Origin of the sequence: Pseudacidovorax sp. (assembly GCF_017991995.1) — a bacterium.
Classification (GTDB): domain Bacteria; phylum Pseudomonadota; class Gammaproteobacteria; order Burkholderiales; family Burkholderiaceae_C; genus Xenophilus.
Genome location: NZ_JAGOPN010000004.1, coordinates 46642 through 68482, shown reverse-complemented (window position 1 = coordinate 68482; position 21841 = coordinate 46642). Strand labels below are relative to the sequence as shown.

21 protein-coding genes are annotated in these 21841 nt (G+C 69.0%); 8 read left to right on the top strand and 13 right to left on the bottom strand.

The window, feature by feature from the left end:
* Nucleotides 1-32: 32 nt before the first annotated feature.
* The gene (locus KBC94_RS06815; RefSeq protein ID WP_294367768.1) at nucleotides 33-1052 is read right to left on the bottom strand and encodes an ABC transporter substrate-binding protein; all 1020 of its coding nucleotides are present in this window, start codon (nucleotides 1050-1052) and stop codon (nucleotides 33-35) included.
* A gap of 46 nt (nucleotides 1053-1098) precedes the next feature.
* The gene (locus KBC94_RS06810) at nucleotides 1099-2520 is read right to left on the bottom strand and encodes an FAD-binding oxidoreductase (RefSeq protein ID WP_294367767.1); all 1422 of its coding nucleotides are present in this window, start codon (nucleotides 2518-2520) and stop codon (nucleotides 1099-1101) included.
* Between the two features lie 239 nt (nucleotides 2521-2759).
* Between KBC94_RS06810 and KBC94_RS06805 the strand changes: the two genes are divergently transcribed.
* Together KBC94_RS06805 and KBC94_RS06800 are read left to right on the top strand one after the other, a co-directional pair.
* Nucleotides 2760-3191, top strand: a complete 432-nt coding sequence (locus KBC94_RS06805) for a MarR family transcriptional regulator (protein WP_294367762.1) — start codon at nucleotides 2760-2762, stop codon at nucleotides 3189-3191.
* Nucleotides 3192-3316: 125 nt separating this feature from the next.
* Nucleotides 3317-3871, top strand: a complete 555-nt coding sequence (locus KBC94_RS06800; protein WP_294367760.1) for a type 1 glutamine amidotransferase domain-containing protein — start codon at nucleotides 3317-3319, stop codon at nucleotides 3869-3871.
* An 89-nt stretch (nucleotides 3872-3960) separates the two neighbouring features.
* On the opposite strand, the gene KBC94_RS06795 is transcribed toward KBC94_RS06800, so the two are convergent.
* The 7 genes from KBC94_RS06795 to KBC94_RS06765 all read right to left on the bottom strand — a co-directional run bounded on the left by KBC94_RS06795 (nucleotide 3961) and on the right by KBC94_RS06765 (nucleotide 12397).
* Complete coding sequence (locus tag KBC94_RS06795) at nucleotides 3961-5208, bottom strand: AMP-binding protein (protein ID WP_294367757.1); 1248 nt, start codon at nucleotides 5206-5208, stop codon at nucleotides 3961-3963.
* 98 nt (nucleotides 5209-5306) lie between these two features.
* Nucleotides 5307-6119, bottom strand: coding sequence for an ABC transporter ATP-binding protein (locus KBC94_RS06790; protein ID WP_114801495.1), 813 nt, complete (start codon nucleotides 6117-6119; stop codon nucleotides 5307-5309).
* Between the two features lie 154 nt (nucleotides 6120-6273).
* On the bottom strand, nucleotides 6274-7596 hold the full coding sequence (locus tag KBC94_RS06785) for an ABC transporter substrate-binding protein (protein ID WP_294367737.1): 1323 nt from the start codon (nucleotides 7594-7596) through the stop codon (nucleotides 6274-6276).
* Nucleotides 7597-7633: 37 nt separating this feature from the next.
* Nucleotides 7634-8698 carry a branched-chain amino acid ABC transporter permease gene (locus tag KBC94_RS06780; protein ID WP_294367736.1) on the bottom strand — a complete coding sequence of 355 codons (1065 nt, stop codon included), beginning with the start codon at nucleotides 8696-8698 and terminating at the stop codon, nucleotides 7634-7636.
* A gap of 9 nt (nucleotides 8699-8707) precedes the next feature.
* Entirely contained in the window at nucleotides 8708-9637 is a 930-nt protein-coding gene (locus tag KBC94_RS06775; protein WP_294367735.1) for a branched-chain amino acid ABC transporter permease, read from the bottom strand.
* A 1-nt stretch (nucleotide 9638) separates the two neighbouring features.
* On the bottom strand, nucleotides 9639-10442 hold the full coding sequence (locus tag KBC94_RS06770) for an ABC transporter ATP-binding protein (protein ID WP_043118336.1): 804 nt from the start codon (nucleotides 10440-10442) through the stop codon (nucleotides 9639-9641).
* A gap of 26 nt (nucleotides 10443-10468) precedes the next feature.
* Nucleotides 10469-12397: an AMP-binding protein gene (locus KBC94_RS06765; RefSeq protein WP_294368391.1), complete on the bottom strand. Its 1929-nt coding sequence runs from the start codon at nucleotides 12395-12397 to the stop codon at nucleotides 10469-10471.
* 118 nt (nucleotides 12398-12515) lie between these two features.
* On the opposite strand from KBC94_RS06765, the gene KBC94_RS06760 reads away from it, so the two are divergent.
* Genes KBC94_RS06760 through KBC94_RS06750 form a run of 3 tightly spaced genes read left to right on the top strand, consistent with a single transcriptional unit; the run spans nucleotide 12516 to nucleotide 15015 of the window.
* Complete coding sequence (locus tag KBC94_RS06760) at nucleotides 12516-13295, top strand: Crp/Fnr family transcriptional regulator (RefSeq protein WP_294367733.1); 780 nt, start codon at nucleotides 12516-12518, stop codon at nucleotides 13293-13295.
* Nucleotides 13292-14440, top strand: coding sequence for a glycosyltransferase (locus KBC94_RS06755; RefSeq protein WP_294367731.1), 1149 nt, complete (start codon nucleotides 13292-13294; stop codon nucleotides 14438-14440). The genes KBC94_RS06760 and KBC94_RS06755 overlap by 4 nt, the downstream gene beginning before the upstream one ends.
* On the top strand, nucleotides 14437-15015 hold the full coding sequence (locus KBC94_RS06750) for a hypothetical protein (RefSeq protein ID WP_294367729.1): 579 nt from the start codon (nucleotides 14437-14439) through the stop codon (nucleotides 15013-15015). The genes KBC94_RS06755 and KBC94_RS06750 overlap by 4 nt, the downstream gene beginning before the upstream one ends.
* 56 nt (nucleotides 15016-15071) lie before the next feature.
* On the opposite strand, the gene KBC94_RS06745 is transcribed toward KBC94_RS06750, so the two are convergent.
* Nucleotides 15072-16721, bottom strand: a complete 1650-nt coding sequence (locus KBC94_RS06745; RefSeq protein ID WP_294367728.1) for a long-chain fatty acid--CoA ligase — start codon at nucleotides 16719-16721, stop codon at nucleotides 15072-15074.
* 4 nt (nucleotides 16722-16725) lie between these two features.
* On the bottom strand, nucleotides 16726-17961 hold the full coding sequence (locus tag KBC94_RS06740; RefSeq protein ID WP_294367727.1) for a branched-chain amino acid ABC transporter substrate-binding protein: 1236 nt from the start codon (nucleotides 17959-17961) through the stop codon (nucleotides 16726-16728).
* A 184-nt stretch (nucleotides 17962-18145) separates the two neighbouring features.
* Between KBC94_RS06740 and KBC94_RS06735 the strand changes: the two genes are divergently transcribed.
* From KBC94_RS06735 to KBC94_RS06725, 3 genes are read left to right on the top strand one after another with little or no spacing between them, the layout of a single operon-like run.
* Nucleotides 18146-18748: a chromate transporter gene (locus KBC94_RS06735; RefSeq protein WP_294367726.1), complete on the top strand. Its 603-nt coding sequence runs from the start codon at nucleotides 18146-18148 to the stop codon at nucleotides 18746-18748.
* A gap of 13 nt (nucleotides 18749-18761) precedes the next feature.
* Entirely contained in the window at nucleotides 18762-19361 is a 600-nt protein-coding gene (locus KBC94_RS06730; protein ID WP_294367725.1) for a chromate transporter, read from the top strand.
* A gap of 49 nt (nucleotides 19362-19410) precedes the next feature.
* Complete coding sequence (locus tag KBC94_RS06725) at nucleotides 19411-20190, top strand: pseudouridine synthase (protein WP_294367724.1); 780 nt, start codon at nucleotides 19411-19413, stop codon at nucleotides 20188-20190.
* A 73-nt stretch (nucleotides 20191-20263) separates the two neighbouring features.
* Here KBC94_RS06725 and KBC94_RS06720 read toward each other — a convergent pair whose 3' ends face one another.
* On the bottom strand, nucleotides 20264-21526 hold the full coding sequence (locus KBC94_RS06720) for a type II toxin-antitoxin system HipA family toxin (RefSeq protein WP_294367723.1): 1263 nt from the start codon (nucleotides 21524-21526) through the stop codon (nucleotides 20264-20266).
* Nucleotides 21519-21833: a helix-turn-helix transcriptional regulator gene (locus tag KBC94_RS06715; RefSeq protein WP_294367722.1), complete on the bottom strand. Its 315-nt coding sequence runs from the start codon at nucleotides 21831-21833 to the stop codon at nucleotides 21519-21521. The genes KBC94_RS06720 and KBC94_RS06715 overlap by 8 nt, the downstream gene beginning before the upstream one ends.
* Between the last annotated feature and the right edge of the window lie 8 nt (nucleotides 21834-21841).

The window sequence follows — 21841 nt, the reverse complement described above, 5'->3', positions numbered from 1 at the left end:
GAGGGGGAGCCGCGAAGCGGCATGGGGGTGTTTCACGCCCGCTTGCCGCTCACGAACTGCATCGTGTAGGCGGTCTTGACGTCCAGCCCCGGCGCCAGCGCGCCGGCGGCGACCATCGCATCGTAGAAGCGTTGCCAGCGCGCCGCATTCATGGCGCCGATGCCCCCGCCGGCCTGCGCCTCGGCCGTCTCGACGATGCCGTACTGGCGCATGGCGCCGATGGCATAGGCGATGACGTCGTCGCCCATCTGCGGGTTGTGCTTCTTGATCAGGGCGTTGCCCGGCGCCGGGTCGCCATTGAGGTAACTCTTCCAGCCCTTGGCCGTGGCATCGACGAAGCGCTGCACCAACTCCGGCTGCTCCTTGACCATCTTGGGCGTGGCCATCGCCACGCTGGCGTAGTTGTCGAAGCCCTGGTCGGCCAGCAGGTGCACCACGGGCTCCACGCCGGACTTGCGGGCGTTGAAGGGCTCGCTGGTCAGGTAGCCCTGCACGGTCGATTGCTTGTCGACCAGCCAGGGCGCGAGGCTGAAGGCATAGGGCTTGAGCTGGTCGTCGGTCAGGCCGTATTTGGCCTTGAGCCACAGCCAGTAGGTCTGGCGGCCGGTGGTGGCGACGAACAGCGGCTTGCCCTTCAGGCTGGCCAGCGTGTCGCTGCCGGTGCCCGGGTGCGACATCAGCACCCGCGGGTCCTTCTGGAAGAAGGCGGCGATGGCCACGGCCGGCAGCTTGTCCTTGGCATAGGCGAAGGCGCGGAAACCGTCGGCCTCGGCGAAGTCGGAGCTGCCGGCCATGAACAGCTGCACCGTGTTGACCTGCGGACCGCCGGGGCGGATCTCCACCTCCAGGCCATGCTCCTTGTAGATGCCGGTGGCGGCGGCCTGGTACATGCCGCCGTGCTCGGCCTGGGCCAGCCAGCCGGTCTGGAAGCTCACCTTGGTCAGGCCCTGCGCATTGGCGCGCGGCAGGAAGGCGGGCATGCCGGAGACGAGCGCCGCGCCGCCGAGGGCGGCCAGAGTCTTGCGGCGGGTGAGGGTGTGGGGGGCGTTCATGGCAGAAGTCCTCGGACGGGGATGATGGATGGGAGGGGCGCGCGCATCAGGCGTCGGCGGGCTCGGCGGCCTGGGCGCCACGGAAACGCCAGCCGGCGCTGGGCAGATCGCCTCCGGTGCTCTCGCGCGCGGCGGCCTCGTCGAAGCGCAGCTTGCCGGGGTTCATCAGCCCGTGCGGGTCCATGGCCTGCTTGAAGGCGCGGTCCTCGGCGTCGACCGACTTCATGCCGCCTTCCTTGACCAGGAAGGTGTGGTTGTTGGCCACCATGGCGCCGTCCTCGGCCATGCCGCGCATGACCTCGGCCAGGTGTTCGTCGCCCTCGTAGCGGAAGAAAGGCGAGCCCTGGAAGCTCAGCTTGCCGTCGAAGCGCTTGGCTTCGAAATGCATGCCCAGCAGATGGCCGAAGCGGCGGTGGCTGCGGCGGATGGCGCCCACCAGGTCCGGGTCGAGGTACAGGCCCACGTTGCTCACCACCTCGGGATGGTCGCGATTCACATGCAGGCGGGTGTGGCCCCAGGCCAGCTCGTAGATGGGCACGCGGTACGGCCCCTGGCCCTCGGCCGCCACGCTGGCGAGCTGGCCGCCGAATTCGGCCACCAACGCCTCGAAGGCTTCCATGAAGGGCTCGGCCACCATGGCCAGCACCATGCCGTCGTTGTCCGCGCCGCCCAGGTCCTTGAGCATGCGCATCATGCGCCAGATGGGGCCGCCCAGAACGCTGACCAGCTTCTTGACGATGCCGTCGGAGGTGGAGAGCGCATGCGCGAACTCCACCGCCGTCATGAATTCGGGGAACACCACCACCGCCTCGCGCCAGGCCCAGGCGGGCGCCAGCGGCATCTCGATGGCGGTGATGATGCCGTTGCTGCCGTAGGCATGGTGCACGCGGTTGACCGCATCGCCGCGCAGCTGCACGGTGCGCGGCTCGTCCTCCACGCTCACCACTTCGAGACCGAGGATGTTGCCGCAGTCGCGCAGGATGCCCCAGGCGCAGCTGCCCACGCCGGCATGACCGCCGCCGACGAAGCCGCCCAGCGTGGCCACGCGCTTGGTGGAAGGATGGATGCGCAGCTCCCAGCCGCCGGGCCGCGTGGCCTCGTCGATGGCCGCCATGCGCGCGCCGGGCTCGGCCCGCACGCGCGGACCGTCGGTGCCCAGCACGCGGTCGAGCGCCGTCATGTCGACCATGGCGCCACCGGCGAGCGGAATGCCCTGGCCGAAGTTGCAGGTGCCGGCCCCGCGCATCACCAGCGGCATGCGGGTGCGCGCCGCGGCCGAGGCCACGCGCAGCACGTCCGCGCGGTCGCGCGGCTGCACCAGCACGTCGGCGACGTGGCGCAGGGCGTCGTCCTTCATCACGGGGCTGAAGTTGGCCGTCATGTCGCGGCTCTTGCGCCGGACGACGTCGGGATCGGAAATGGCGGGCACATCGCCCAGCGCGGCCAGGAAGGCGGCGGTGTCATGCATGCGTGGCTTCTCCACAAACAGTCGGTTGAGGTTGTGGCGCCGTCGCTGCGGGGCGGTTCAAGTCGCCGGGCGCCATCTGCGTGCGGATGCACGGATCTGGCGCACGGACCCTGGGCTGGACACGTCGTCAGGTCAAATCGAGCAAAGAGCGTGCCACTGCGTGCATATGCACACAAAGAGGATGGCGGGCGCCACCGTCGCGGCTACATTGGCGGGGCCGCGACCGGAGGCACGGCCCCATGGAACTCGAAGACCACATCTTCTTTCTCTGCACCCAGGTGGTGTACCGGCGAGACCGCGCCCTGCAGGATGTGCTGCGCCCCTACGGCCTGCTGACCACCGAATGGCGCACGCTGGGCACGCTGCACAGCCGCGGGCCCATGGCCATGCAGGAACTGGCCCAGTGGACAGCCTACGAGCGCACCCGGCTGACGCGCATGCTGCACGGGCTGGAGGAGCGCAGCCTGGTGACGCGGGGAGGTGCCGAGCACGACGGCCGGGCGGTGATGGTGGCCATCTCAGCCAAGGGAAGGCGCCTCTACGCACGGGCGGAAAAGGCGGTGAGCGCCCTCACCGACGAGATCCTCTCGGTCTGCGCGCCAGCCGAGGTGGATCGGATGCGCGCGGCGCTGCAGGCCATGCGCGAGCGGCTGATCGAGATGCGTTACTGATCTGCGGGCCCCCACGCCCGTCGACCTGTCCGACATGGGTTGCGGCCTCCGGCCGATGGGGCTCGGCGCGCAGGCACCTAGGGTGAACCCTTCGTACTCCCACCCACACACGAAAGGAACACCCCATGACCGATTCCCTCAAGGACCTCAAGGTCGCCATCCTCGTCGCTGATGGCTTCGAACAGGTCGAGATGACCGAGCCTCGCAAGGCGCTGGACCAGGCGGGCGCGAAGACGCAGATCGTCTCGCCGATGAAGGGCCAAGTGCAGGGATGGAATCACCACGACAAGGCCGACAAGTTCCCGGTCGATGTGGCGCTCGATGGCGCCAAGGCCGATGACTTCGACGCGCTGCTGCTGCCCGGCGGCGTGGTGAATCCCGACGCCCTGCGGCTGGAGCCGAAGGCCATCGCGCTGATCAAGGCCTTCGCCGACGCCGGCAAGCCCATCGCCGCCATCTGCCACGGCCCCTGGACGCTGATCGATGCCGGCGCCGTCAAGGGCAAGCAGATGACGTCCTGGCCGTCGCTGAAGAACGATCTGTCCAACGCCGGCGCGCGCTGGGTCGACCAGGAGGCCGTCGTCGACGGCCAGCTGCTCACGAGCCGCAATCCCAAGGACATTCCAGCCTTCAACCGGGAGATGGTGAAGCTGTTCGCCGCCGCCTTGGCAGACGCCTGACGCCCGCGCGTAGAAAGACGGGTTCCTGCTCGACGGCACATCCACCCTCAGCAAGGCCGCCTGGCAAACACCAGGCGGCCTTTGTGCGTTCATTCGTAGTTGCGCGCGTCCTCGATGACCTTGCCGTCGTTGGGCAGGCTGCCGGGCGGTTGGAGGAGCACATCGCCACGCAGCTTGGTCACGTCGCGGATGGCAGCGGCCACCCGCTCCTGCAACCCTTCGGGTGCATGGCTGCATTCGACCTTGAGCGTCATGCGGTCGTCGCCCGTGGCGCCCTCGACCACCAGCCGTGCGCGTCCGATCTCAGGAAAGCGCCGCGCGATGTCGGCCACCTGCCCCGGGTGCACGAACATGCCACGGATCTTGGTGGTCTGGTCGGCGCGGCCCATCCAGCCCTTGATGCGTTGGTTGGTACGACCCGTCGGGCAGGGTCCGGCCATGACCGCCGACAGATCGCCAGTGCCAAAGCGCACCAACGGATAGTCGGCATTGAAGGTGGTCACGACCACCTCACCCACCTCGCCGTCGGGCACCGGGTCGCCGGTACCCGGCCGCACGATCTCGACCAGAACGCCCTCGTCCACCACGAGCCCTTCGCGGGCCTGCGTCTCGTAGGCGATCAGGCCCAGGTCGGCCGTGGCGTAGCACTGCAGGCCCTGCACCCCCAGGCCTGCGAGATGTGCGCGCAGACTCGGTGGAAAGGCCTCGCCCGACACGAGTGCCTTGGTCAGCGATGGCAGCCGCAGGCCCTTTTCGGCCGCCTTCTCCAGCAGGATCTTGAGGAAGCTGGGCGTGCCCGCATAGCCATCGGGGCGCAGGTCGGCCATCGCCTCCAGCTGCTGCTCGGTCTGGCCGGTGCCACCGGGGAAGACGCTGCAACCCAGCGCTTGGGCGCCGCTCTCCATCATGGCGCCTGCCGGGGTCATGTGGTAGCTGAAGCTGTTGTGCACCAGCTCGCCCGAACGGAAGCCGGCCGCGAAGAGTGCCCGCCCCACGCGCCAATGGTCGCCATGGGCCCCCTGCGGTTCGTAGATGGGCCCGGGGCTGGCAAAGACGCGCGGCATGGCCGGGCCACGCGCCACGGCGGAAAAGCCGCCGAAGGCGTCTTCCGCCCGCCCTGCCTGCTGCAGCGCGAGCAGCTCACTCTTGCGCGTCACGGGCAAGCGGGCCAGGGCGGCGCGGCTGTCGACCGCGGCCGCATCCACCGCTTGCAGGATGCGGCCGAAGGCGGGCGCCTTCTGCTGCGCGTGGCGGATCTGTGCCGGCAACGCGGCCAGCAGGGCGGCTTCGCGCACTTCAGGCGCACGGGTTTCGAGGTCGTCGTAGAAGTCGGTCATGACAGGCTGGCGGCAAGGTCGGGGGTGGCGTCGGGTCTCAGAAGGTGTGAATGGATCCGGCATGGCCGAGCGGGCATGACGGGTCCGTTCACACCTTCTCAGGCCAGCCAGCGCTTGCGGCGCTTGTAGCTCTTGACGTCGCGGAAGCTCTTGCGGTCGGCGCCGCCCATGCCGAGGTAAAACTCCTTCACGTCCTCGTTCTCGCGCAAGCTGTCGGCGGGGCCATCCATCACGATGCGGCCGCTTTCCATGATGTAGCCGTAGTTGGCGAAGCGCAGCGCCATGCGCGTGTTCTGCTCCGCCAGCAGGAAGGTGACGCGCTCCTTCTCGTTGAGGTCCTTCACGATGGCGAAGACCTCTTCGACGATCTGCGGCGCCAGGCCCATCGAGGGTTCGTCCAGCAGCACCATGCTGGGGTTGGCCATCAGCGCGCGACCGATGGCGCACATCTGCTGCTCGCCGCCCGAGGTGTAGGCCGCCTGGCTGGTGCGGCGCGTCTTGAGCCGCGGGAAGTAGGCATAGACCTTCTCCAGCGTCTCGGCCACCGCGGCCTTGCCGTCGGTGCGGGTGTAGGCGCCGGTCATCAGGTTGTCCTCGATGCTCAGGTGCGCGAAGCAGTGGCGCCCTTCCATCACCTGCACCAGCCCGCGCTTGACCAGCGCCGCCGGCGACAGCGCCTCGATGCGCTCGCCGCGCAGCGTGATGCTGCCCTTGGTCACCGCCCCGCGCTCGCCGGCCAGCAGGTTGGAGACGGCGCGCAGCGTGGTCGTCTTGCCGGCGCCGTTGCCGCCCAGCAGCGCCACGATCCCGCCCTCGGGCACCTGCAGCGAGACGCCCTTGAGCACCAGGATCACGTGGTTGTAGATGACCTCGATGCCGTTGACGTCGAGGAGAGGATTGCCTTGGCTCATGAAGTTCCTTCGGGCATCAGGGATGCGGACGGCGACCAAAAGCGCCCGCGTCGTCTAGCCGGTTGGCAGGCCACCCCTCCCGCCCGGCGGGAGGGGCAGGGGAGGGTGCCTCAGTGCCGGCGCGTGCGCCGAGCACCGCAGTTTGTGGCGCCGTTCAGGCGCCACAATCAGCGGCGTCCCGCCGCGTCAGCTTCTTCTCCGCCGCGTACTTGTCCGCCGTCGTCTTGACCAGAGGCTTCAGGATGGCCTCGTCCGCCTGGTACCAGTCGGACATGCCGCCCCACTTGGCGCCGTCCCAGGTGTGCACGCGGGCCCAGCTGGAGCCCATGTGGTCCTGGCAGCTGGTGCTGATGGGTCGCATCACGCCCGCAAAGCCCAGCGCGTCCAGCTTCTTCTGGTCGAGCGCCAGGTTCTCCAGGCCCCAGCGCACCTGCTCGCCGGTCATGACCTTGCCCTTGCCGAAGCGCTCCTGCGCGCGCTTGACGGCCTCGACGGTCAGCATCTGGATGATCACGCCGCGGGTGTAGAGCACCGAGCCCACCTCGTCGCGCGGGCCGGTGCCCTGGCCCTTGTCGTGCACGGTCTTGAGGATGTCCTGGATCACCTTGGGCTCGGTGCCCGAGGTGTTGAGCGCCAGCGCGTTGTAGCCCTTGGCGTTGGCACCCACGTCGCGCACATCGGGCTCGGCGCCGGCCCACCACACGCCGTACATCTTCTCGCGCGGGTAGCCGGTGGCCACGGCCTCCTTCAGGGCGGTGGAGTTCATCACGCCCCAGCCCCACAGCAGCACGAAGTCGGGCCGCTGCTGGCGCACCTGCAGCCAGGCCGACTTCTGCTCCACGCCCGGTGCCGTCACCGGGATCAGCGACAGGTCGAAGCCATGCAGCCTGGCGCGCTCCTGCAGCAACGGGATCGGCTCCTTGCCGAAAGGCGAGTCGTGGTAGACCAGCGCGATCTTCTTGCCCTTGAGCTTGTCGAGCCCGCCTTCCTTCTTGCCCAGGTGCTGGATCAGGATGTCGGCCGCGGTCCAGTAGCTGCCCATGAGCGGGAAGTTCCACTTGAAGACATTGCCGTCCTGCGACGCGCCCAGGCCGTAGCCCAGCGTGATGAGCGGGATCTTGTCCTGCGGCACCTTGTCGGTCAGCGCGAAGGTGATGCCGGTGGCCTGCGGATCGAACACCGCCACACCCGGACGGCCCTTGAGGCGCTCATAGCATTCCACGCCCTTGTCGGTGGCGTAACCCGTCTCGCACTCTTCGTACGCGATCTTCACGCCGTTGATGCCGCCCTGGGCATTGACCAGCTTGATGTAGTCCTGCTTGCCATTGGCCCACGGCGTGCCGTTGGGCGCGTAGGGCCCCGTGCGATAGACCAGCAGCGGAAAGAACTGCTCCTTGGCCTGCGCCAGGGCCTGGCCGGCCGTGCCCGCCAGGGCAGCGAAGGCCGCTGCGGCCAGGACGAGGGATTTCAGCTTCATGGTTGTCTCCTTCTGGTTGGGCATGAACGACGGGAACTCAATGCGGGAAGGGCCACAGGCGCAATTTCTCTTTGAACGTGGACCACAGCCGAGCCAGGCCATGCGGCTCCACGATCAGGAAGAACACGATCAGCGCGCCGAAGATCATGAATTCGAGGTGCGAGGCGAGCGCCGTCGACATCGACAGGCCGAACCACCCCGGCAACTGGTTCAGGAAGATGGGCAGCAGCACGATGAAGGCCGCGCCGAAGAAGCTGCCCATGATCGAGCCCAGGCCGCCGATGATCACCATGAACAGCAGCTGGAAAGAGCGGTCGATGCTGAAGGCCGCCGGCTCCCACGCGCCCAGGTGCACGAAGCCCCACAGCGCGCCCGCCACACCCACGATGAAGCTGCTGACCGCGAAGGCGGTGAGCTTGGCGTAGACCGGCCGGATGCCGATGACGGCGGCGGCCACGTCCATGTCGCGCATGGCCATCCACTCGCGGCCGATGCTGCTGCGCGTGAGGTTCTTGGCCAGCAGCGCGAACACGCTGACGAAGGCCAGGCACAGCAGGTACTTCTGGGCCGGCGTCTCCACCGGCAGGCCGAACACGTTGAGTCCTGCCACGCTCACCGAGCCCGAGGCCGAGTTGTTGGTGAACCACTGGATGCGCAGGAAGGCCCAGTCGGTGAAGAACTGCGCGGCCAGCGTAGCCACCGCGAGGTACAGGCCCTTGATGCGCAAGCTGGGTATGCCGAAGAGCACGCCCACGCCGGTGGCGCACAGCCCGCCCAGCAGCAGCGAGGCGATCAGCGGCATGCCTTCGATGCGCACATGAAAGTTGTAGGCCGCATAGGCGCCGACCGCCATGAAGGCCCCGGTGCCCAGCGAGATCTGCCCGCAGTAGCCCACCAGGATGTTCAGCCCCAGCGCGGCCAGCGAGAGGATGAGGAAGGGCGTGAGGATGGCGCGCAGCCAGTATTCTGACGCCAGCGCCGGCACCGCGGCGAAGGCCACCACCAGCAGCGCGAGGATGGCGACGCGGTCCTGCAGGATCGGAAAGATCTGCTGGTCGGCCCTATAGCTTGACTTGAACTGTCCGTTCTCTCTGTACAGCATGACGGTCCTTCAGACGCGATCAATGATCTTTTCGCCGAACAGGCCCTGGGGCCGCACGAGCAGGAAGACAAGCGCGAGCACATACGCGAACCAGATCTCGATGCCGCCGCCCAGCATCGGGCCGAGGTAGATCTCGGACAGCTTCTCGCCCACGCCGATCAGCAGCCCGCCGATGATGGCGCCAGGCACCGAGGTGAGGCCACCCAGGATCACCACCGGCAGCGCCTTGAGCGCCACCAGCGACAGCGAGAACTGCACGCCCAGCTTGGAGCCCCAGATGATCCCGGCCACCAGCGCCGCGAAGCCGGCCACCGACCACACGATCACCCAGATGCGGTTGAGCGGAATACCGATGGACTGCGCGGCTTGGTGGTCGTCGGCCACGGCGCGCAACGCGCGGCCGGTGGAGGTCTTCTGGAAGAACAGGCTCAGCGCGAGCACCAGCGCGGCGGCCACCCCCGCGGCGATGAGGTCTTCCTTGCTGACCAGCAGGCCACCTTCGAAGGTGCCTTCGAACAGCATCATCGGGTCCTTGGGCATGCCGACGTCGATCTTGTAGATGTCGTTGCCGAACAGCGTCTGGCCCAGGCCGTCGAGGAAGTAAGTGATGCCCAGCGTGGCCATGAGCAGCGTGATGTGCTCCTGGTTGACCAGCTTCGACAGCGCCAGCCGCTCGATCAGCCAGGCCACGATCACCATCACGCCCATGGCCGCGACGAAGGCCAGCAGGTTGGCCAGCAGCAGGCTGTCGAAGCCCAGCAGCTTGGGAAACCACTCCGCGAAGCGCGCCATGGCCAGCGCCGCGAACAGCACCATGGCGCCCTGCGCGAAGTTGAAGACGCCGCTGGCCTTGTAGATGAGCACGAAGCCCAGGGCGATCAGCGAATACAGCATGCCCACCATCAGGCCGCCGAAAAGAGTCTCTAGGAAGAACCCCATCTCAATGCTCCGCTCCGAGGTAGGCCCGAATCACTTCGGGGTTGTTGCGCACCTCGTCGGGCGTGCCGTCCCCGATCTTCTTGCCGTAGTCCAGCACCACGACGCGGTCGCTGATGTCCATCACCACGCCCATGTCGTGCTCGATCAGCACGATGGTGGTGCCGAACTCGTCGTTCACGTCCAGGATGAAGCGGCTCATGTCCTGCTTCTCCTCGACGTTCATGCCGGCCATGGGCTCGTCCAGCAGCAGCACCTGCGGCTCCATGGCCAGGGCGCGCCCCAGATCCACGCGCTTCTGCAGACCGTAGGGCAGGCGGCCCACCGGCGTCTTGCGCCAGGCCTGGATCTCCAGGAAGTCGATGATGCGTTCGACGAACTCGCGGTGGCGGATCTCCTCGCGCTCGGCCGGGCCCAGGCGGAAGGCCTGGGCGAGCAGGCCGCACTTCATCTTGAGGTTGCGGCCGGTCATGATGTTGTCCAGCACGCTCATGCCCTTGAACAGGGCCAGGTTCTGGAAGGTCCGGGCCACGCCCATCTCGGCCACCTGGCGCGAGTTCATGTGGCGGAAGGTCTGGCCGCGGAAGGTGATCTGCCCCTCCTGCGGCTGGTAGACGCCGTTGATGCAGTTGAGCATCGAGCTCTTGCCGGCACCGTTGGGCCCGATGATGGAGCGCACCTCGTGCTCGCGCACATCGAAGCTGATGTCCGTGAGCGCCTTGACGCCGCCGAAGCGCAGGGTGATGTTCTGCACGTCGAGGATCACGTCCCCGATGCGGCGTCCCTGGGCGGGTGCGCTGGCGGCCATGGCCAGCTCCTGGGCGGTCGTCGCGTTCATGCAGCAGCCTTCATGGAGGGGAAGCAGCGCGCTTCCACGATCTTGAGCGTGGCGCTCACGCTGCCGGTGCGACCGTCCTCGAACTTGACCTGGGTCTCGATGAACTGCTCGGTCTTGCCGGCATAGAGCGCCTCGACCAGCACGGCGTACTTGTCGGCGATGAAGCCGCGGCGGACTTTGCGGGTGCGGGTGAGCTCGTCGTCGTCCGGGTCCAGCTCCTTGTGCAGCACCAGGAAGCGCGCGATCTGCGTGGCTTCCATGCCCTCCTCCGCGGCCAGATCGGCATTGACCTGCTCGATACATTCGCGCACCAGCTGCAGCACCTCGGCCTTGCCCGCCAGGTCCACATAGCCCCCGTAGGGCAGCGCGCGACGCTCGGCCCAGTTGCCCACGGCCTCGTAGTCGATGTTGATGAAGGCGCAGACCTCCTCGCGCGCATGGCCGAAGCACACGGCCTCCTTGATCTGCGGGAAGAACTTGAGCTTGTTCTCGATGTAGTTCGGCGCAAACATCGCGCCGCCCGCCAGGCGGCCCACGTCCTTGGCGCGGTCGATGATGCGCAGGTGGCCCTCGTGGTCGATCACGCCGGCATCGCCGGTGTGGAAGTAACCCTCGGCATCGAGCACCTCGGCCGTGGCATCGGGGCGCTTGTAGTACTCCTTGAGCACGGAGACGCCACGCACCAGCACCTCGCCGCTGTCGGCGATCTTGAGCTCCATGCCCGGCGCGGCCGTGCCCACGCTGGTGAGCTTGACGTCGCCGTCGCGCTGCAGGCACACATAGGCACAGGTCTCGGTCTGGCCGTAGAACTGCTTGAGGTTGACGCCGATGGAGCGGTAGAAGCGAAACAGGTCGGGCCCGATGGCCGCGCCGGCGGTGTAGGCCACGCGGATGCGGCTCATGCCCAGCACGTTGCGCAACGGGCCGTAGACCATCAGGTTGCCCAGCCCATACATCAGCCGGTCGGCCAAGCCCACCGGCCGGCCGGCCAGGATGTCGGCGCCCACGCGGCGGGCCAGGGCCATGAACTTCGCATACATCCAGCGCTTGGGCGCGGCGGCATCTTCCATGCGGATCGACACGGCCGTGAGCAGGCCCTCGAAGGTGCGTGGCGGGCCGAAGTAGTAGCTGGGCCCGATCTCGCGCATGTCGTTCATCACGGTGGCGGCGGACTCGGGGCAGTTGAGCGTGAAGCCGCCCACCAGCCATTGCGCCACCGAGAACAGGTGGTCGCCCACCCAGGCCATGGGCAGGTAGCTCATGATGTCGTCGCCGGGGCCCAGGCGGTCGGTCTCGACGCCGCCGCGGCCCGCGGACATGAAGCTGGCATGCGTCTGGCACACGCCCTTGGGCCGGCCGGTGGTGCCCGAGGTGTAGAGGATCACGGCCACGTCGTCGGGCTGGCCGGCCGCCACCGCGCGGTCGAAGAAACCGGGCGTGGCGGCATCGAAGGCCCGGCCCAGCGCACGCAGCTGCTCGTAGCTCATCAGGCCGGGCTGGTCGTAGTGGCGCAGGCCGCGCGGATCGTCGTAGACGATGGTGCGCAGGCCGGCGCTGCCCGGCTTGGCGGCCTGCTGCAGCTCGCGGCATTCGAGCAGCTTGTCCACCTGCTCCTGGTCCTCGGCGAAGACGAACTCGATGCCGGCGTCGTCGAGCATGAACACCATCTCTGCGGCGGCCGCGTCCTGGTAGAGCGGCACCGGCACGCCGCCCACGCTCTGGGCCGCCACCACCGCGAAGTACAGGTGCGGCCGGTTGGCGCCCACGATGGCCAGGTTGGCGCCGGCCGCAAAGCCCAGGCTGGCCAGGCCGCAGGCCAGCTCGCGCACTTCGGTCGCGGCCTGCGACCAGTTCCAGGTCTGCCAGATGCCCAGGTCCTTCTCGCGCACGGCGGGCGCATCCGGACGCTGGCGCGCATGCGCCATCAAGAGGCGAGGGAAGGTGTTGGCTTGAGGTTCCACGCCGCGCAATTTAGGCGCCACTTTGACGTCGTGGTGTCGTTGTGACGACAATCCTAGGGACTCCACTCTCGGGACTTTCCCCATGGGCGAACGAAGCCAACGCAGCGTCAAGGCCACTGTCCGTGGGATCCGCGACCGGGTGCGCCCTGCCACCGAGGCCGAACTGCAGGCGATTCCCTGGCTCGATGCGCTGGCGCCCGCGGAACGCCGCCGGGCCGAGTCCGCACTGGTGGTGGGCGAGGCCGAGGTGGGCGAGCAGGTCTGCCGCGTGGGTCGCGCGCCCACCTACTGGTTCGGGGTGATCGAGGGCCTGCTCAAGATGAGCAACGACCGCGCCGATGGCAGCCAGGTCACCTACAGCGGCCTGTCGCCGGGCGGCTGGTTCGGCGAGGGCACGGCCATCAAGCGCGAACCCTACCGCTACAACGTGAGCGCGCTGCGGCGCAGCGTGGTGGCCGGCCTGCCGCTGGACAGCTTCCACTGGCTGCTCGACCATTCCATCGGCTTCAACCGCTTCGTCATGAACCAGCTCAACGAGCGGCTGGGCCAGTTCATCGCGGCAGTGGAGATCGACCGCCTCAACAACACCGACGCCCGCGTGGCGCGCAACCTGGCGGCCCTGTTCAACCCGGTGCTGTTCCCGCGCGTGGGCGAGATGCTGCGCATCACCCAGCAGGAACTCGCCTATCTCGTGGGTTTGTCACGCCAGCGGGTCAACGAGTCGCTGATGGCGCTCTCCTCACAAGGTGTCATACACGTAGAGTACGGTGGACTGCGGGTGCTCGACCTGCCCGCGCTGCGGCAGGGAGGACGCGCCCCACAGGGACGGCGCGCGGCGCGCCGCCAGAACACCGAACCATGACACCTCAGCAACCCGGCAAGCTTCTCATGCTCAGCGTCAGCGCAGGCAACGGCCATGTCCGTGCCGCGCAGGCCCTCGCGGCCACGGCGCAGCTGCACTGGCCCGGCTGGCAATGCGTGCACATCGACGCGATGGCGCATGTGGCCGCGGGCTTCCGCAAGGTCTACACCGACTGGTACATCAGGCTCGTCAACCGCGCGCCCGACGTGTGGTCGTACCTGCACGGCAAGGCCGACGCCACGCCGCACAGCGCCGCCTCGCAGCGCCTGCGCCGCGGCATCGAGCGGCTGAGCGCCCGCGACCTGCTGCGCCAGATCGCCCGAGAGCGGCCCGATGCCATCGTCTGCACCCACTTCCTGCCGGCGGAGCTGCTGGCGCGCGAGCAGCAGCGTGCGCGACTTTCCGCCTCGCTGTGGCTGCAGGTGACCGACTACGACTTGCACAACATGTGGATCGTGCCGGGCTTGGCCGGCTACTTCGCGGCCAATGAAGAGGTGGCTTTCCGCATGCGCGCCCGCGGCCTTCCGGCGGCACGCATCCATGTCACGGGCATCCCGGTGATGCCGGCCTTCGACGTGGCCACCGCCGAGCGCGAGGCCGCCGTGCGCAGCCTGGGCCTGGACGCCGCGCGCGGCGTGGTGCTGATGGTCTCGGGCGGCGCCGGCGTGGGGGACCTGCCCAGCATGGCGCGGCGCGTGCTCGCACTGCCGGGACAGGACTTCCAGCTCGTCGCCGTGGCCGGCCGCAATGCCGAGGCCCACGCGCAACTGCAGGCACTGGCCGCGCAGCACGCCGGCCGGTTGCTGCCCATCGGCTTCACCACCGAGATGGACCGGCTGATGACCGCCGCCGACCTGGTGGTCACCAAGCCCGGCGGGCTCACCATCTCCGAATGCATGGCGCTGGGCCGGCCCATGCTGCTGACCTCGCCCATCCCGGGGCAGGAGGAGCACAACGCCATCCACCTGCTGGAGGAAGGCGCCGCCTGGCTCACCGACGACGCCATCGGCCTGGACTACAAGATCGCCCGCCTGATGGCCGACGTGCCGCGACTGCGGGCCATGGCCGAGCGCAGCCGCGCGCTGGGCAAGCCGGGCGCCGCGCGCGCCGTGTTGACGCAGGTGATCGAAGGAGCCGGCCGATGAGCGCCATCCGACCGCCGCGCAGTGCGCGCACCGAGGGCCGTGCCTCCACCGCGCCCCTCACCTGGACCATCGCCACACCCCTGGCCGAAGGGCATGCCAGCAGCCTGCGCCGCGTGCTCGGCTACTACGCCTGGGCGCTGCTAATGGGCTTCTTCTTCGCCAATGCCGAGATCCAGATCGAAGGCGGCGCGGGCTGGGCCACCTCGCTGCCCACCTGGCGCATCGAGCACCACTGGCTGCTCGACATCTTCTGGGGCGGACGTGCCATGACGGGCTACCACGCCTGGGTGTTCAGCTTCATGCTGCTGGTCTTCTTCATGCCGCTGGCCTTCAACGGCCGCTGGCGCTGGAGCGACTTCGTGCTGGCCCTGGGCGGCCTGGCCACCTTCTGGGTCAGCGAGGACTGCCTGTGGTTCGTGGTCAACCCGGCGTATGGCTGGGCCCGGCTCGACCCGGTGCATGCGCACTGGCATCCGCACTGGCTGCTGGGCTTGCCGGTGGACTACTGGTGGGGCGCGGGGCTGGCGGTGGGCATGGGGGTGCTGCACCTGAAGCTGGCCAGGCGCGGACGTTGAGACGCCACGCCCCGCCCGCCCCTGGCCGGGCTTGACGCGTCCGGCTGGCGGGGCGCTCAGGCCCGTGCAGCCACTTCGGCCTGCAGATCCTTCTTCGACAGCTTGCCCACCGCCGTCTTGGGCAGCTCGTCACGGGCTTCCATGGCCTGCAGCATCTCGTGCTTGCCGAGGTAGTCGGCCAGGAAGGTCTTCAGGGCTTCGAGCGTGGGCCGCGGCGCGCCCGGCCTGAACTTGATGAAGGCCTTGGGCGACTGGCCGCGGTAGGCATCGGGGACGCCGATCACGATCACCTCCTCGACAGAGGGATGCCGGTAGATCGCCTCCTCGATGTTGCGCGGGTAGACGTTGAAGCCACCGCAGATCAGCATGTCCTTGGTGCGGTCCACGATGTAGACGAAGCCGTCGGGCGTCATGTAGCCGATGTCGCCCGTGCGCAGATAGCCGTCGGGCGTGAAGGCCTCGGCGGTGGCGTCCGGCCGGTTCCAGTAGCCCGCCATCACGTTGGGGCCGCGGATGCACAACTCGCCATGCTCGCCCTTGGGCAGGTCGTGCTGATCCTGCAGGTCGATCACCTTGACGTCCACCCCGGGCACGGGAATGCCGCACGAGCCGGGCCGGTAGTGGCTGAAGCCGGGCGAGGCGGTGGCCATGGTGCAGGTCTCGGTCATGCCCCAGCCCTCCTGCAGCCGGCACTGGGCCATGCGCACGAAGGCCTGGTAGACCTCGGCCGCAATCGGCGCGCCCCCCGAGTTGCAGAACTTGAGCGAGGACAGGTCGAGCCGGCCGATGTCGGGATGGCCCACGAAGGCCACATACATGGTCGGCACGCCGAGGAAGACCGTGGTCTTGCGCTCGACGAACTCGCGCAGCGTCGCCTCCAGGTCGAAGCGCTGGTGCAGCGACAGCTCGGCACCGATGGACAGCCCGAACAGCAGGTTGACCACCAGCGCGTAGATGTGGAACAGCGGCAGCACGGCCAGAAAGCGCTCCTCGCCCTCCGCCAGCGTGCCGGAGCCCACGAGCGTGTGCCACACCTGCGACACCGCGGCGCTCAGGTTGGCGTGGCTCAGCATGGCGCCCTTGGGCTGCCCCGTGGTGCCGCCGGTGTACTGCAGCACGGCGATGGCCTGCGCAAGGTCCGCCGGCACATGGGGCGCGGCCAGGGCCTCGGCGGCCAGCAAGGCCGCGAAGGCGACGCGCGGGCCGGGTTGCAATGGCGTCGGCGCTGCGGCGTGCGCGAAGTCGTCCGCGCGCGCCACGACCAGCGTCTGCAGCAGCCCGTCTTGAGCGACGGGCGCCATCTTCTGCAGCAGCTCCGGCGCGTCGAAGGTGATCATCAGCTGGGTGCGGCTGTCCTCCACCTTGTGCCGCAGCGTCTGGCCGGCATCGAGCGGCGAGTAGTTCACCACCGTGCCGCCGGCCTGCAGCACCGCGAAGAAGGCCACGATGTACTGCGGCACGTTGGGCAGGTACAGGCCGACATGCACGCCTGGCCGCACGCCGAGTTCGCGCAGCCCGCCGGCCACGCGCCGCACATGCTGCGCCAGCGCGGCGTAGTCGAGCGCCGTGTCGCCTTGGCGCACGGCGACACGCTGCGGCCAGCGGCGCTCCGCGTCGCCCAGCAGCGCCGTGAGCGCCGTCAGACGCAGGGGTGCGCTCCAGCTCGCGCCTTCGGGATAGCTTCCCAGCCAGGGTCTGGACGTCATGGCGTCAGAGCCCCGCCGGTCGCTTCATGTCGCACTGGTTGGGCACGGCAAGCGCGCTCACCGGCGTGAGCGATTCAGCGACGAAGCCCTGCTTCGTCCCGTCGAAACCCTTCTTCACCGTCTTGCCATCGACGGGGTGATTGGCATAGACGTACTGCGGCGCCATGAACTGATGGTCTTCCTTGCGCACGCTGACGTCGCCGAGGATGGACTTGTAAGAGATGCCTTCGAGCGCCGACGCGATCTGCTTCGGATCGGTGGAACGGGCCTTGCGCACGCCCTGGGCCAGCAGTTCGGTCGCGGTGGACAGGCGCACCAGATAGAAGGCCTCTTTGTACTTGGCCTCGAACGCGCTCTCGAGCTTGGCGGCCGTTGGGTTGTCGGCGCCGGGGAACCACTCGCCGATCATGTTGAGCCGCACCGTCGGTGCCGCGTCCAGCGCGATCATGGTCGACTTGTTGGCGCTGCTGTGCGTCAGGATGCGCAGCTTGTAGCCCGAGTCGCCGGCGGCGCGGATCATCAGCGCCATGTCGTTGCCCCAGTTGCCCGACACCACGGTGTCGGCGCCTGCGGCACGCATCTTGGCGATGTAGGGCGCGAAGTCCTTCACCGTGCCCGTGGGGAAGAAGTCCTCGCCCACGATCTGGATGTCGGGCCGTGCCTCGGCCAGCAGGGTCTTGCCGAAGGCCGTCCACTGCCGGCCGAAGCTGTAGTCGGGGTTGAGGAAGTAGACCTTCTTGATCTCCGGCGTCTTCTTGACGAAGTCGGCATAGGCCTTCATCCGCATCGTCACCTGCGCCTCGGTCATGAAGTGCCAGAAGGAGCAGTTCTTGCCGACCAGGTCAGGATCGATGCCGCCGAAGTTGAACACCAGCACCGACTTGTCCGGGTTGCGCTCGTTGTTGCGGTTGGCGGCCGTGATGACGGCAGAGACGGTGGCCGAGCCGCCCCCGATGAACACGGCCTTGACCCCCGCGCCCACCGCGGCCTGCAGCGCGGCCTGGCTTTCCTGCGTGGACAGCTTGTTGTCGAAGGCCAGCACCTCCAGCTTGACGCCATCGATGCCGCCGGCGGCGTTGATGGTGTCGGCCGCGAAGCGCAGATGGTTCTCGAAGATCTTGCCGACGTCGGCCATCGGGCCGCTCAGCGGGTCGATGAGGGCGATCTTGAGGGTCTGCTGCTGCGCGTGGGCGCCGAGGGCGCAGGCGAGCGCGAGGCCCGCTGCCGTGGTCTTGAACATGCACTTGTCTCCTTGGATTTCGGCCCGGCGAGACCGGACCGCACGCAGTGTCGGAGCAGGCCGCGCCGCGCCTCAGTCAATTGAGCGACTGACCGGCAGCAGGCAGGTCGCCTGGGCGACTGAACTGAGTTGCCGCTGACCCCGCGCCCCGGGCGCCGCAGGCCCGCCCGCATAATCCGCCGCCATGCCAGTGCCGCCCTCCGTGGCCGATGCCGACGCCGCCCCGCACCAGGCGCCCGCACGACCCGAATCCCTCGCCGACCTCTTCCTCTCCTTCACCATCCTCGCGCTGCAGGGCTTCGGCGGCGTGCTGGCCGTGGTGCAGCGCGAACTGGTGGAGCGCAAGCGCTGGCTCACCAAGGAGCAGTTCATCGAGGACTGGGCCGTCGCCCAGGTGCTGCCCGGTCCCAATGTGATCAACCTGGCGCTGATGCTGGGCGACCGGCACTTCGGCCTGCGCGGCGCACTGGCCGGGCTGGCCGGCATGCTGGTGCTGCCGCTGGCGGTAATCCTCGTGCTGGCCGTTCTGCATGCCCACTATGCCAACGACCCGCGCGTGGCCGGTGCGCTGCGCGGCATGAGCAGCGTGGCCGGGGGCGTCATCGCCGCCACGGGCGTCAAGCTGATTCCTTCGCTGCGTGCGCATCCGCTGGGCTTCGCGGCCGGCGCGGGCATCGCGGCGCTGGTGTTCGTGCTGATCGCGCTGGCGCGCGTGCCGCTGGGCTGGGTGCTGCTGCTCGTCGGCGGGGCCGCCTGCGTCTGGACCTTCACGCGGCTCAAGCCCTGAAAGGCAGCGGCGCATGAGCATCACCCTGCACTGGCACGACTGGCTGAACCTGCTCGGCCAGTACATGCTGCTGTCGATGATGGCCGTGAGCGGCGCCATCACCACCCTGCCCGACATGCAGCGCTACCTGGTGGCGCAGAAGGGCTGGCTGGACCCGATGCAGTTCAACGCCTCGGTGGCCATCGCCCAGGCCGCCCCGGGGCCCAACATCCTGTTCGTGGCGCTGATGGGCTGGAACGTGGGCCTGAACGCCGGCGGCGGCATCGGGGCCGGCCTGCATGCCTGGCTGCTCGGCCTGCTGGGCGTGGCCACCACCATGACGGGCATCCTGCTGCCCAGCAGCGTGCTGACCCTGCTGGCGACGCGCTGGGCGCACCGCAATCGCACGCACCGTGGCGTGCGGGCCTTCAAGCAAGGCCTGGCGCCGGTGGCCGTCGGGCTGCTGGTGGCCACCGGCTGGGTGCTGGCGCGCAGCAACGAGGTCGCGGGCCATGCGCGCTGGCCCGTCTGGCTGCTGGCCGCCGTGGCCGGGCTGATCGTGTGGCGCACGCGGGTGCACCTGCTGTGGCTGCTGGGCGTCGGCGCCGTGCTGGGGGTGCTGGGCTTCGTGTGAGGGGAGAATGGCGGCCCGCCCGCCATCCCTGCCCTCGTCCGCCCTCCCGATGACCGACACGCCCGACCCGATCCGACTCAACAAGCGCATGGCCGACCTGGGCCTGTGCTCGCGGCGCGAGGCCGATGCGTGGATCGAGCGCGGCTGGGTCAAGGTCAACGGCCAGGTCGCCGCCATGGGCGTCAAGGTGGGGCCGGCCGACCGCATCGAGGTCGACAAGCGCGCCCAGGGCCAGCAGGAGCAGCGCGTCACCATCCTGCTGCACAAGCCGGTCGGTTACGTGAGCGGCCAGGCCGAGGACGGCCACCAGCCCGCCGTCACGCTGGTGCAGCCACGCAACCACTGGCGCGGCGACGGCAGCCGCCAGCGCTTTGCGCCCGACCAGTTGCGCGGCCTGGCGCCCGCCGGCCGGCTCGACATCGACTCCGTCGGCCTGCTGGTGCTGACGCAGGACGGCCGCGTGGCCCGCCAGCTGATCGGCGAGGACTCGGACATCGAGAAGGAATACCTCGTACGCGTGAGCTGGCCCATGGGCGGCCAGGAGCGCACGATCGACGTGCAGTCCGTCTTTCCGCGCGAGCAGATCACGCGCCTGCGCCACGGCCTGTCGCTCGATGGCCAGCCGCTCAGGCCGGCGCGCGTGGACTGGCAGAACCCCGAACAGCTGCGCTTCGTGCTCAAGGAAGGCAAGAAGCGCCAGATCCGCCGCATGTGCGAGGCCGTGGGCCTGCGCGTGGTGGGCCTCAAGCGCATCCGCATCGGCAACGTGGTGCTGGGGCAGCTGCCGCAGGGGCAGTGGCGCTACCTGGGGGCGGACGAGCGGTTCTGAGCGGCGAGCAGAACCCAGCCCGCAGTGCGCCGCGCCACGCACGCCGCAACCGTCGTGTGTGCGGCGGCTGTGGCTAGCCCAGCCGCCGCAGGTTGTCGTCGATGCGGCGCTGGATCAGCGCCAGTGTGTCCGGCGCGATCAGGCCCGTGAACCGCTGCCGCGCCGACTGGGCGAAGCCGCTGGCCACAGCAGCGATGCGCTCGATCGTTTCGCTGGCCTGCGTGCGCGACAGCTCTGCCTCCTGCTCGCCCAGCCGCAACAGCGCCGCACGGGCGACGTCCAGCGCCTCGCCCATCACGTCCATCTGGTGGTAGCCGCCTGGGCCCTCGCAGAAGGTGACGTCGAAGGCCGGCGCCAGTTGCCAGTGCCCGCGCGCCGACAGGCGGTAGGCGAAGTTCTTCGGATGGTCGTCCCGGTTGTGGAAGGCGACGTTGAAGACCACGCGCTCGTAGGCCCGCATGCGCTCGCGGACGTCGTTGGTGCACAGCAGCGTGGCGCGCAGGAAGGTCGCGGCATCGAGCGCGCCGGGCGTGCGGAAGTCGGCACCGGTGAAGGCGGCCAGGCTCTGGATGGGCACACGCTGGCCGGCCTCGCGGTCGAAGCGCCGGCTTCCGAAGGCGGCCTGGCCGTCCGGCAGTGCGAAGTGCTCGGTGGCTGGCGTGTCGATACCGCAGTCGCGCAGGGCCTGGGCATAGGCCGCCTCGACGGCGCAGACCTCGGCCGGCTCGTGCTGCGCGGGAAACTTGATGAGCCAGGGCTCCAGTCCTGGCCCGTCGGCCGTGCTGAAGATGCCTGTGGCGGGCTCGCGGTAGAGCAGCACCTTGGGTCGCGCGCCCTGCGGCGAGCCGCCCATCTGCAGCAGGCGCTGCAGGAAGGCGCCGCCCTCGCCACGCTGCACCTCCTGCACCTCGGCCGCGAGTTGGGCGAGCATGACCTTCCCCGGCGGGGCCTCGCCCTCTGCCGCGGGCGGCTCGAAGGAAAGCGCACCCATGGCGCTGCGGCCGACGTACGCCAACCGCTCCAGCGGGCCGATGCGCGCCGGGTTGAGGCCGCGGCGCTTGAACAGCCGGTCCATCAGCAGCAGACCCCAGCCATCGGGCAAAGCGTCGTACACCGGGCCGGGCAGACCCATCTGATGCGCCGGAAAGCCGTGGCGCAGCCGCGGCCCCTTGAGAGGCAGCGTGTGGGCCGACAGCTCCAGCCCGCGGCGCAGCGCCTCGTCGCTGTACTCGAAGGCGATCAGCGGCCGACCCGTGATGGCCGTGGACGACACCAGCGAGCCCCAGTGCCAGCGCTCGCCCCAGCCCTCGTACCAGACGTCGATCCGCTCAGGCATCGCCTGCCTTCCTGCGCGCGCGCTGCCGCTTCGCGCTGCCCTCGTAGCGGGCGATGTCGTGCAGGCTCTCCAGCCGCGGCTGGAAGAGTGCGACCAGCTCGTCGCGTCGGCCCAACACCACCGCGACCCGCACCACGTTCTCGAAGGCGGTACTCCGCCCCGCCTCCAGGTTGGAGACGGTGTTGACCGCCACCCCGGCGCGTGCCGCGACCTCGGCCTGGGTCATACCCTGGGCCAGCCGTTCGGTGCGCAACCGCGCGCACAGGGTGCTCGCAATCTCGGCGGAGGAGCTCAGCGCTAATTCCATTTAATTGG